Source organism: Streptomyces sp. NPDC053427 (assembly GCF_044544985.1).
Lineage (GTDB): Bacteria > Actinomycetota > Actinomycetes > Streptomycetales > Streptomycetaceae > Streptomyces.
This window is the reverse complement of the sequence record NZ_JBITYA010000004.1, coordinates 35,885-47,357: the sequence shown is the minus strand read 5'-3', so window position 1 is coordinate 47,357 and position 11,473 is coordinate 35,885. Positions and strand designations below refer to the sequence as shown.

The window sequence follows — 11,473 nt, the reverse complement described above, 5'->3', positions numbered from 1 at the left end:
TACGGGGGGGGGGGGGGGGGGGGGGGGGGGGGGGGGGGGGGGGGGGGGGGGGGGGGGGGGGGGGGGGGGGCCGCGGGGGGGGGGGGGGGGGGGGGGGGGGGGGGGGGGGGGGGGGGGGGGGCGCCGGCGGGGGGGCCCCCCCCCCCCCGGCGCCGGGGTAACCGTTAGGGGTGCGCGGTTACTTCTTGACGTACAGCTTGGTCGGGTCGATGGAGCTGATGATGTCGTTGTTGACGACGCCGCCGACCTTGGAACCGTGCAGCTGGATCTGCTTGTAGTAGAAGGTCGGGATCTGCGGCAGGTCCTCCTTGAGGATCTTCTCGCCGAGCGCGAACCAGTCGTCCGCGGCCTTCTTCTGGTCGGTCACCTCGGAGATCCGGTCGATCTCCTTGTTGGTCTCAGGGCTGTTGTACAGCGAGTAGTTGGTCCCGCCGTCCTGGATCTGCCGGCCGTCGTACACCGGGGGGAGCACCGTCAGCGCGCTCGGCCAGTCCGCGCCCCACGCCGAGGGGTAGACGTCGAACTGGTTGTCCGTCTTGCCGATGATGTCGTAGTAGGTGTCCGGCGGCAGTTCCTTGCTCTGGACGTCGAAGCCGGCCTTCTTGAGGTTGTCGACCACCTTGACGGAGTACTTCGACGGCTCGGTCGCCGTGTTGTGGGCGTAGGTCAGCTTCATGCCGGACTTGCCGGCCGCCTTCAGGATCTTCTTGGCCTTCTCGATGTCACCCATCGGCTTCTTGAGCTTGCCGTAGGGGTCGATGTCCTTGAAGCCGGTCAGCGTCGGGCTGATGTAGCTGCCGGCGAGCTCGCCGCCGCCCGGGGTGCCGTACTGGTCGAGGATGGCCTGGGTCGGCATCGCGTAGGCGATGGCCTCGCGGACCTTCTTGTCCTTCAGACGCCGCATGTTGAAGTTCATCACGCCGACGTAGGGCTGGTAGCCGGAGGTCGAACGGGCCTTGATCTTCGGGTCGTTGGCGACCTGCAGCATGCTCGCCGAGTCGACCTGGTTGTTGAAGCTGATCGCGGCCTGGTTGTCCGGGTTGTCGGCCATCAGACGCTGGGTCGACTGGGGGTAGGACACGCTGAACTGGATGTCGAACTTGTCGACGTACTGGTGACGCGAGATGTCGGTGTTCGGGTCCCAGTTGGTGTTCTTGACCAGCGTGATGCCCTTGCCGTTCTTGAACGACCCGGGGACGATCTTGTACGGACCCGAGGAGACCGGGGCCCTGTCGTACTTCTCCTTGGTGTCCTTGGCCTTCTCGACCGCACCGTAGCCCGCCATCGCCAGGGCGTAGGGCAGGTCACCCACCGGCTTCTTGAAGTGGAAGACGATGGTCTTGTCGTCCGGCGTGTCCAGGACGGTCTTGGGCAGGTGCTTCCCCGCGTAGGGGCCGCCCTTGAGGAGCTTGCGGTAGTCGGTGGAGTCGGCCAGCCAGCGCTGGACGTAGGTCGGGCCGCTGGAGATGAAGTTCGCGAACGTCCGCTCGATGGTGTGGCGGATGTCCGTCGAGGTGATCGGCTTGCCGTCCTCGAACTTGACGCCGTCCTTGAGCTTGTACGTCCACGTCTTGCCGCCGTCGGACTTCTGGCCGCTGTCCGTGGCGAGGTCGCCGACGACCGTGTACTTGCCGCTGTTGTCCAGGTGGTACGTGGTCAGCCGGCGGGTGAGCAGGAGCGAGAGGGTGCCCATGTCGGAGACGTACTGCTGGGCCGGGTCCAGGTGGGCGTAGGTGTCACGCTGGTAGACCTTGATCGTGCCGCCCGGCTTGGCGCCGGCCACCGGCTCGGCCGGGCCCTTGGAAGCGGCCGCGTCACCGAAGGCGATCTGCGCGCGTTGCTTTTCGGCATTGCGGCGGGCGCCGTCGTCGGACGCACCCTGCTTCTGGCCGGCGCTGCACGCGGTCAGGGCGAGCGCCCCGGCGGTCAAAGCCACGATCGCGGCCTGCGCTCTGCGCATACGGACATTGCTCATGGTGATGAATGCACCTGCCTGTCGTTGATCCGTTGCTGCTGCCTGACTGATGCGGTGCTGGGGTGGCAGCACCCCCCGTGGAACGGAGTTACCGAGCCCTCTTGGGGTCGAAGGCGTCCCGGACGGAGTCCCCGAGCAGGTTGAACGCGACGATGAAGAGGACCATCGCGGTGCCGGGGAAGAACAAGTACGTGATGTCGTTGCGGTAGTAGTCGGCCGCGTAGGCGAACATCCGGCCCCAGTCCGGGGTGGGCTCGACGAGACCCACGCCGAGGAAGGAGAGCCCCGCGATGGAGGTCACGAAGTTCGGCAGCATGTAGGTCGTCTGGACCAGGATCGGTGTCATCACGTTCGGGATCAGTTCGCGCCGGATGATCCGCCACGGAGACGCGCCGCTGATCTTGGCCGCCTCGATGAACTCACGCTCGCGCAACGACAGCACTTGGCCGCGCAGCAGCCGGGCCAGGCTCATCCAGCCCAGGAACCACATCACCAGGATGATGATCGTGACCCGCAGCCAGTCGGGCATCTGGTCCGCGGGAGCGACGAAGATGGCGCTCACAACCGGGACGAACGCGACATAGAACAGCTGGTTGGGGAAGGCCATCAGCAGGTCGATGACCCGGCCGATGAAGTAGTCGGTGCGGCCGCCGAAGTAGCCGGCGGTGACACCCAGCAGGATCGCGGTGAGCACCGAGACGAGCGTGATGGCCACGGCGAGGCCCAGCGTGTTGCGGATTCCGTAGAGCAGCTGCATGAACACGTCGCGGCCCAGGCTCGGTTCGATGCCGAACCAGAAGTCCGAGGAGATGCCGCCGTTGGGGCCGGCGGGGTACGAGTTGATCAGCAGGCCCGGGGTGTTCACCCCGTACTGGGTGTAGGGGTCCTTGCCGTAGATCTTGGAGATGACCGGTGCGAGCACCCCGATCGCGAAGAAGAACAGCACGACGCAGGCGCTGATGATGCCGGTCCGGTCGCGCTTGAAGCGCGCCCACATCAGCTGGCCCGGCGAGCGCCCCGTCAGCACACCGTCCTTGCGACTCTTCTTCGAAGTCACACCTTCGGAGCCCGGACCTGGGGTGTCGGTCTTGGTCACCGCGGTCTGGGATGGACTAGTCATCGCGAAGTGCCCCCGCGCCGAGTTCTTTTGGAACATGATGCGGCGCAGAGTCGCGCCGTCTGGATGAGCGCGACTTTCGCAAGTGATTTATGGCGGAGTCAAGGGTATGCGGTGTGCCGGTGTGCAGGTCGTCCGCTTCTTGAGCGAAGATTACGCAGATCGACGCATAGGCGTGCTTGACACCCTGCGCTCAAGTACGGCATGGGCGACATATCGCTCTGAACTTCTTTAACAAGAAGGCAACTCTGCCGTCGCAACACCGATATACGGACGCGGAACCATGAACAACGTACGGCCGTGCGGGTGCCGTAGACCGGCCGGGGACCGTCCGAAGGGACCCCGGCCGGTCACCGTTCCGCCGGTGTCCGCCGCCCCGGCGGATGCGGATGTGTTGTCCCGTTCCCTCGCGTGCAGTAGACCTGCGGTGGGCGCCCTCGCACCGGCGGGCGCCGAGGACGGCGAGGCGCATCGACGCGGACGGGGGCGGGCCGTGTCCACCAGGCAACGGAAAGATCTCAGCGACGGCGCGCGCGGCATCGGCGCGCTGGCCTGTCTGCTGCTGGCGCTGCTGAGCGTCGGCTGGATCATCCGGGACCTCGGAATCGCGCAGCAGCCCGCCGACGTGTGGTGGACGTGGCTGGGCGAGGCCCGACGGCCCGGCGAGTTCACCGCCTGGGCCACCTCCGCCCTCGACCCGCTGCTGGTGCTCGGCGCGCTCACCGCCGCGGTCACCGCGCTGCGCGCCGCCTCCTCGGTGGTCTCCGGCGCGCTGCTCGCCGTCGGGGCGGCCACGCTGCTGCTGCGGCTCCCGCTGCTGTGGGTGCTGGGTGCGAGCTGGCTGCAAGGACTGGAGAGCGGACTCACCGGCCGGGCCCGGCTGACCGCCGGAACCCAGATCGCGCTCGCCGCGGTGCTCGTCGTCGTGGTCGCGGCGGGCCGCCGGCCGGACGGGAGCGCGCAGCGGGGCCTGCGGGGCGTGGCACGCACCGCGTACGGCGTGGTCCACCGTCCGCCGTCCCAGGCATCCGGCGGCATGCCCGGCCGGCCGCGCAAGGGACCGGCCGTCGCGCTCGGTGTCCTCCTGGCCACCTCCGGGCTGGCGGTCGCCGCCTGGGAGGCCCACTGGTTGCTGCGGCTCGGCTGGGACACCTACCGCAAGGGGCTGCTGGGCGATGCCTCCGTCTTCCGGGTGCTGCTGCAGCCCCCGGTGCACTGGCAGGCGGCGGCGCTCGCCCTGCTGGCCCTGACCGGCGCCGCCGCGGCGGTCCGCCGGGCGTCCTGGGCTCGGCCGGCGGCCATGGCGGCCGGGGCGCTGCTGTTCGCCCAGGCGGCCGCCGCGCTCGCCTTCGCCGGCGCCACCGGGCAGCTGGACCGCTTCCCGGTGCTGCCCGGCCAGGCGCAGCTGGAGCTCGGCACCGCGCTGTGGGTGGCGGCCGCCGGGCTGGCCGCGGTGGTCGTGGCGGCCCGGCCCGGGGTGCCGGACGAGAGCCGGGACGCGGTCGCGGCGGTGGCGTACGGCGCCTCCCCGGGCGCGGAGCGGCCGCCGCACGCCCCACCCCCGCCGTCCACCCTCCCGCCCGGCTGGTAGGCCCCGGCGCCGGCCGCTCCGTCAGCGCATCCCCAACGACCGCTTGAGGAAGTCCACTTCGAGCAGCAGCAGGTTTTCGGCCACCTGTTCCTGCGGCGTCATATGGGTCACCCCCGACAGCGGCAGCACCTCGTGCGGGCGGCCCGCCGCGAGCAGCGCGGCCGACAGCCGCAGCGAATGCGCCACCACCACGTTGTCGTCCGCCAGCCCGTGCACGATCAGCACCGGCCGGTGCGGCTCCGCCGCCCCCGACAGCCCCTCGTCCGTGACCAGGGAATTCTCGGCGTAGACCGCGGGCTCCTCGTCCGGGTGCCCCAGATACCGCTCCTGGTAATGGGTGTCGTACAGCCGCAGATCGGTGACCGGCGCGCCCGCCACCGCCGCGTGGAAGACGTCCGGGCGGCGCAGCGCGGCGAGCCCGGCCAGGTAGCCGCCGAACGACCAGCCCCGGATCGCGACCCGGTCCAGGTCGAAGGGAAAGGATCCGGCCAGTGTATGGAGGGCGTCGACCTGGTCCTCCAGGACGACCGAGGCGAGGTTCCTCGACACCGCCTTCTCCCAGCCGGGCGAGCGCCCCGGGGTGCCCCGGCCGTCCGCGACGAGCACCGCGAACCCCTGGTCGGCGAACCACTGGGACGTCAGATAGGCGTTGTGCGCGGCGACCACCCGCTGGCCGTGCGGACCGCCGTACGGGTCGAGCAGCACCGGCAGCGGACCGTCGGCGTCCGTATATCCGGTGGGCAGCAGTACCGCGCACGGGATCTCCCGGTCGCCGGCCGAGGCGAAGTGGGGGCGGGCGGTGAGCGCCGGCCGCTCGGCGTACGAGGCGATCGGGGCGAGCGTCTTCTCGCCGCCGTCCGCGTCCAGTCGGATCACCTCGACCCGGGCGCCGGGCCACTCAGGCGAGGACTGCGAGAGCACCATCAGCCCCCCGCCGCGCACCGCGGAGGACACCGTCGGATGCGGCCGCTCGCCGACCCGCTCCCAGCCGCCCTGATCGCCGCTGCCGCGGAACCAGGCGCGGAAGACGCCGATGTCCTTCATGTCGGTGCCGCTCGCGGAGAAGAGGACGTCGTCCTCCCCGATGTCCAGTACGGCGCGGACGTGCAGCGGCGCGCCGGTCAGCGGGCGGTCCCCGACGAACAGCTTGCGCGCCCCGCCTTCGTCGGCGATGCGCACGAGGCGGCCGTCCGGCGTCCAGGCGGGCGTCCCGGGGAACGGCTCCACCCATGCCTCGTCGTCGTCCTCGTGCACCGTGCGGGTCGCGCCGGTCGCGGTGTCGACGGTCAGATACCGCTGGTCGCGCTGGTCGCGGGACTGCACCAGCAGCAGCGGGGGACCGGCCGCCGACCAGTGCACCCGCGCCAGATAGGGGTAGCGCTCATGGTCCCAGGTCACGTCCGTACGGGAGCCGTCCAGGCCGAAGAGGCCCAGCGTGACCACGGCGTTGGCGGTGCCCGCCGCGGGGTAGGCGACCCGGGCGGGCTCGCGGTCCGGGTGCGCGGGGTCGGCGATCCACCAGCGCCGCACCGGGGATTCGTCGACCCGGGCGGCCAGCACCTGGTCGCTCTGCGGGGACCACCAGTAGCCCCGGTGGCGCCCCATCTCCTCGGCGGCGATGAACTCCGCGAGGCCCCAGCTGACTTCGGGGCCGTCCGGCTCGGCGAGCACCCGGTCCGTGCCGTTCTCCGCGGCGTCCGCCGCGATCACCCGCAGCCGGCCGTCGGCCACATAGGCCACCTGCCGGCCGTCCGGCGACGGCCGCGGGTCCACCACCGGCCCCCGGACCGGGAGTTCGCGCGTGGTGCCGGCCCGCAGCTCGCAGACGAAGAGCCGGCCGGAGAGGGTGAACGCCGCCAACTCCACCGCGGCGTCCACCGCGTAGTCGACGATGCCCGCCGAGCCTTCCCGGGTACGCTCGCGGCGCGCCCGCTCCTGCGCGGTGAGTTCCTCGTCCGCGCCGGCCAGCAGCGCCCCGGGGTCGGCGGCCGTGAACTCCCGTCCCTCGTCCAGGTCGAGGACCCACAGCCGCTGCGCCCGGTCGCTGCCGCCGGGGGAGCGGAGGAAGACGACGCGGGCGCCGTCGGGCGAGAGGGAGTAGCCGCGCGGGGCGCCCAGCGTGAAGCGCTGGGTACGGGCGTACTGCCGGGGGAAGGAAGGCTGTCCGGTCGTCATACGCCGAGCCTAGAGGGGCGCGGACTCATGGCAGTCGCACTCGTGAAGATCGTGTGCGCCCCTCCTCTGCTTCCGTGCTCCGACTTATGCGCTCGGACGGAAAGTTATGATCCCTTGCGCGTCGTGGGTACGGGGTAAAGAGCCCATGGCATACCCCGGTGTGCGGGCCGTCGAGGCGGTTCGTGTGCCGTGAACTCTGTCCGGTCCGTGCGTACTTGGAGGTGAGCCGCCGTGGCACTCTCGATTTCGGCGGTGGTGCTGCTGGCGATCATCGTCTTCTTGCTTGTCAAGAAGTCCGGGCTGAAGGCTGCGCATGCGTTTGTCTGCATGCTGCTGGGCTTCTATCTGGCCAGCTCGTCCATCGCCCCGACGGTCAAGCAACTGACGACGAACGTCGCCAGCATGCTCGGCAACATCAAGTTCTGAAACGCCCCGCCTGCCGAGCGCTGGGCCGCATCGCGCGCCGAGTGCTCGGCACGGCACCGGGGCCGTCCGAGGGGGAGCCGCCGGGTGCCCATCACCCGATCGGGCGTATCGACGGCAACGGGAATCGCATGCTGAAGGCGGGACGGGCGGCTCGTAGGCTGTCCGTATGACCGCCCACCCTCGCCCAGCCACCGCTGGGAGGTGCCCCCAGCCCACCACCGGCCCCAGCGGAGAAGCGCCCGGCCTTCGTCCGGGGGGACCCCCGGCGCAGCGCAGTGACCTCCCCGCCCGCCGTCTGCTGCTGGTGCATGCGCACCCGGACGACGAGTCGATCAACAATGGCGTGACCATGGCCAAGTACGCCGCCGAGGGCGCGCTGGTCACGCTGGTGACCTGCACACTCGGCGAAGAGGGCGAGGTCATCCCGCCCGAGCTCGCCCATCTCGCGCCCGACCGCGACGACGCCCTGGGCGCGCACCGCGTCGGCGAGCTGGCCGCCGCCATGGCGGCCCTCGGCGTCACCGACCACCGCTTCCTCGGCGGGGCGGGCCGCTACCGCGACTCCGGAATGATGGGCGCCCCCCAGAACGACCGGCCCCATGCCTTCTGGCAGGCCGATCTCGACGAGGCCGCCGCCCACCTGGTGGCCGTCGTCCGCGAGATCCGCCCGCAGGTCCTGGTGACATATGACCCGAACGGCGGATATGGCCACCCCGACCACATCCAGGCACACCGCGTCGCGATGCGGGGCGCGGAGCTCGCCGGGCAGGCGGCGTTCCGGCCCGATCTGGGCGCGGCGTACGCGATCGAGAAGATCTACTGGAACTGCAACCCCCGCTCGGTCGTGGAGGAGGGCTTCGCCCGGCTGACGGCCGCCGGCGTCGGCTTCCCCGGGATCGCCGCCGTGGACGACGTCCCGGGCGTGGTGCCGGACGCGGATGTCACGGCCTCCATCAGCGGCGGTCCGGACCACGCCGCCGCCAAGACCGCGGCGATGCGCGCCCACTACACCCAGATCGCGGTCGACGGGCCGTTCTTCGCGCTCTCCAACGACTTGGGGCAGCCGCTGTTCGGCAGCGAGCACTATCAGCTGGTGCACGGCGAGCCGGGTGTCCCCGAAGGCGAGCGCGAGCGCGACCTTTTCGCGGGAATCGCCGTCGGCGGGGAACGGGACGAGAGCGTCCGGACCGAGGAGGCCGCGGAATGAGTACCGGAAAGGGCGGCAGCGCCGCAGGAAATGGGGCCAACGGGGCCAACCGGGCCCGTGGTGCCCAGCGGTCGCGGGCGGGCGGCGGCAACGGCTCCGGCGCGCGCCCCTCGCCGCCGCGGCCCGCCAACGGGATGTCCGCGCCGGTGACACCGGGCAGGATCGGCATATATGTCCTGCTGCTGGTCGCGGGGGTGCTGGTCGCGCTCGCCGGGACGCTCGTCCAAGCGGCGTGGTTCCCGGGCGGGTTGCTGCTGGCCCTGGCCGGGATCGGCGGGCTCTTCTACGGCGGGGTCACCGCGACCGGCACCCTGGCCGGCGCCCTGATCCCGGGCGCGGGCTGGCTGGTGGCGCTGGTCCTGCTGCTCGGCAACGTCCGGCCGGAGGGTGACTTCCTGTTCGGCGCCGGCATCAGTTCGTACCTCTTCCTGGGCGGCGGCAGCCTTCTGGCTGTGATCTGCGCCACCGTCGCAATGCGGCGGGCTACGGGCGTACCGTACGGCCGAGTTGGCGGATGACGTGGTCCATAACGGGACGGATGCCGCGCGGTGCCCGCTGAACGATTCGGGTGCAGGGGGTTCGCCCGTGCCAGCGGTCTTCGTACGCTCTTCGGGTGTCCATCGGCGGCGGACAGTATGGTGGTGCGCGCCGCCGCGCCGCCCTGGGGGCACCTCCCGGCCCGAGCCCGGGAATCATCTCTGACGAGCGGCGGAGCCAACCGGGAGAACCTGCTTTGAGTCGTGAATCTGACAGTTCGTCCTCCGGCCCCCAGGGCCGCGGCGGAGCCGCGTACCCCTCGGGCACGCAGCCGTACGGCTCGCCCGGGGGAGACGCCGACGAGGCCACGGCCCAGCCGGAGGAGCCGAAGACCGAGACCACGCTGACGACGCGGATCAAGATCAACATTCCGGGGTCCCGCCCCATCCCGCCGGTCGTCGTGCGCAAGCCCGTCGGTGAGGAGTCCGGCATGAACGCATCGGCTGCACCCGGCGGCCCCGCCGGATCCCGGGGCGCGCCCCGTCCCGCACCCGGCGCCGAACGGGCCGGCGAACGTACCGCGAACACCCCGCGGCCCGAGGCCCCGGCGGCGGACGCACCGCCCGCGGGCGGCCCCGCCGAGAAGACCAGCGACTGGTTCGCCCCGCGCAAGCCGCAGGCCGGCGCCGGCGGCGGATCGTCGAGCACCGGGTCGCACGCGGCGCCGCCCGTCCCCCCGGCTGCGACGCCGCCGCGCGCCCCGTCGGGTGCGAATCCCCCGCAGCGTCCCGATCTGCCCTACTTCTCCGACGGCCAGGCCGCGCCGGGCGGCGGTTCGCCGTTCGACACCGGGGCCCCGCAAGGCGGTTCGCCGTTCGACACGGGTGCGTCCCAGGGCGGCGCGCCGTTCGGCGGCTCCCCGTTCGACGGCGCCGCGCACGGCGGCGGTTCGCCGTTCGACGGGGCCGCGCGCGAGCACAGCCCCTTCGACTCCCCGATGGGCGGCGCGGCCGACACCCCCGCGCCCCCGAGCGGCCCGACGACCGGCCCCGCGCGCGGCGACAGCGTGCTGGGCCTCCCGCCCGGCTTCCGCGACCCCGTGACGGGGGGCACGCCCGGCAGGCCCGACGACACCGCCGAGCTCACCCCGCAGCCCCCGGCGCCCCCGCTGGCGGGCCCGAGCAGCGGCATCGGCGTCGCCGGAGGCATCTCGGGCGGGCTGCCCGGCAGCGCGGCCGCCGCGGCGCCCGGCGCCGCGAGGAAGGGCGGCCGCAAGGGCGGCGTGCCCGGTGCCGTCGGCGCGGGCGACGGCGTGCCCGGCGGCCGGGTGTCCGGTGACACCCTGGTCAGTGGCATCCCGACGGTCTCCGACGGCCCCTCGGCCCCGTCGCCGTTCGCGTCCGGCCCGGCCGACGGTGACGACAGCGCCGCCCCCGCGCCGCCGCGCCGCAAGATCCCCGAGCCGATCAAGCCGCCCAAGAAGGGCCGCAGCAAGATCGTCCTGGTGGGCGTCGGCCTGGTGGCCCTGGTCGGCGTCGCGTACGGCGCCGGTCTGCTGCTCGACCATGCGGACGTGCCCAACGGCACCACCGCGCTCGGCGTCGACATCGGCGGCATGGCGAAGGACGACGCCGTCAAGCAGCTGGAAAAGGAGCTGGGGGAGCGGCGTACCGCGCCGCTCAAGCTCACCGTCGCCGGCAAGTCCGTCACGCTCCAGCCCGCCCAGGCCGGTCTGGACATCGACCTGCAGGCCACGGTCCGTAACGCGGCAGGACGGGACTACAACCCCGTCTCCGTCATCGGCTCGCTGTTCGGGGGCACCCGGGTCGCCCAGCCGAAGATGATCGTCGACGACGAGAAGCTGGGGGTCGCGCTGCAGAACGTGGCGGGCTCCGCGAGCGCCACCAAGGACGGCGGGATCACCTTCGAGAACGGCAAGGCGGTGCCGCACTACGGCGTCCCGTACAAGTCGGTCGACACCGGAGCGTCCAAGACCAAGGTCTCCGACGCCTACCGCGACCGCGCCTCGACGGGCACCGACACCCCCGTCGTGCTGGCCGCCGCCACCCAGCAGCCGAAGGTCGGCAAGGCCGCGGTGGACAAGGCGATGAAGCTCTTCGCCGAGCCCGCGATGTCGGGCCTGGTGACGGTCCGTGCGGCGGGCCACCAGGTCTCCTTCAGCCCGGAGAAGTCGATCCCGAAGTTCCTGTCCATCACGCCCGACCCCGAGGGCAAGCTGACGCTGAAGTACGACCTGCCGGCCCTCCAGCAGCTCTACGGCGACACGTTCGACGGCGTGCTGGTCACGACGGGCAGCGGCGTCAAGAAGCCGGTCAGCGTCAACATGGTGGCGAGCACGGTGGGCAAGGCGCTCCTGGGCCGCACGCCCGCCGAGCGGGTCCAGACGATCGGGGCCGACACTCCGTGACCGATGCCCCGTGACCGGGGCCGGGGACGGCGACCGCCCGTCGCGGTGCGGGGCGAGCGCGCGTCGTCCCGTGCAGA

8 protein-coding genes are annotated in these 11,473 nt (G+C 72.0%); 5 read left to right on the top strand and 3 right to left on the bottom strand.

Annotated features, from left to right (window positions below; all coding sequences use genetic code 11):
- Nucleotides 1-178: 178 nt before the first annotated feature.
- Together ACIGWZ_RS11930 and ACIGWZ_RS11925 are read right to left on the bottom strand one after the other, a co-directional pair.
- A complete protein-coding gene (locus ACIGWZ_RS11930) occupies nucleotides 179-1,975 on the bottom strand; it encodes an ABC transporter substrate-binding protein (RefSeq protein ID WP_400063387.1) in 1,797 nt (598 codons plus the stop codon).
- Nucleotides 1,976-2,063: 88 nt separating this feature from the next.
- Entirely contained in the window at nucleotides 2,064-3,095 is a 1,032-nt protein-coding gene (locus ACIGWZ_RS11925; RefSeq protein ID WP_400063385.1) for an ABC transporter permease, read from the bottom strand.
- 490 nt (nucleotides 3,096-3,585) lie between these two features.
- Between ACIGWZ_RS11925 and ACIGWZ_RS11920 the strand changes: the two genes are divergently transcribed.
- Nucleotides 3,586-4,683 (top strand): hypothetical protein, encoded by a 1,098-nt coding sequence (locus ACIGWZ_RS11920; RefSeq protein ID WP_400063384.1) that lies wholly within the window; start codon nucleotides 3,586-3,588, stop codon nucleotides 4,681-4,683.
- A gap of 21 nt (nucleotides 4,684-4,704) precedes the next feature.
- Here the strand turns inward: ACIGWZ_RS11920 and ACIGWZ_RS11915 are convergent, their stop codons facing one another.
- Nucleotides 4,705-6,858: a prolyl oligopeptidase family serine peptidase gene (locus ACIGWZ_RS11915; RefSeq protein WP_400063382.1), complete on the bottom strand. Its 2,154-nt coding sequence runs from the start codon at nucleotides 6,856-6,858 to the stop codon at nucleotides 4,705-4,707.
- A 231-nt stretch (nucleotides 6,859-7,089) separates the two neighbouring features.
- Between ACIGWZ_RS11915 and ACIGWZ_RS11910 the strand changes: the two genes are divergently transcribed.
- The 4 genes from ACIGWZ_RS11910 (at nucleotide 7,090) to ACIGWZ_RS11895 (ending at nucleotide 11,396) form a co-directional block, all read left to right on the top strand.
- A complete protein-coding gene (locus tag ACIGWZ_RS11910; protein ID WP_046926170.1) occupies nucleotides 7,090-7,284 on the top strand; it encodes a hypothetical protein in 195 nt (64 codons plus the stop codon).
- A gap of 166 nt (nucleotides 7,285-7,450) precedes the next feature.
- A complete protein-coding gene (gene mshB, locus ACIGWZ_RS11905; protein ID WP_400063380.1) occupies nucleotides 7,451-8,491 on the top strand; it encodes an N-acetyl-1-D-myo-inositol-2-amino-2-deoxy-alpha-D-glucopyranoside deacetylase in 1,041 nt (346 codons plus the stop codon).
- Nucleotides 8,488-9,009 (top strand): DUF6113 family protein, encoded by a 522-nt coding sequence (locus tag ACIGWZ_RS11900; protein WP_400063378.1) that lies wholly within the window; start codon nucleotides 8,488-8,490, stop codon nucleotides 9,007-9,009. Before mshB ends, ACIGWZ_RS11900 begins: the two co-directional genes overlap by 4 nt.
- Before the next feature lie 215 nt (nucleotides 9,010-9,224).
- Nucleotides 9,225-11,396, top strand: a complete 2,172-nt coding sequence (locus tag ACIGWZ_RS11895; protein ID WP_400063376.1) for a hypothetical protein — start codon at nucleotides 9,225-9,227, stop codon at nucleotides 11,394-11,396.
- Nucleotides 11,397-11,473: the final 77 nt, after the last annotated feature.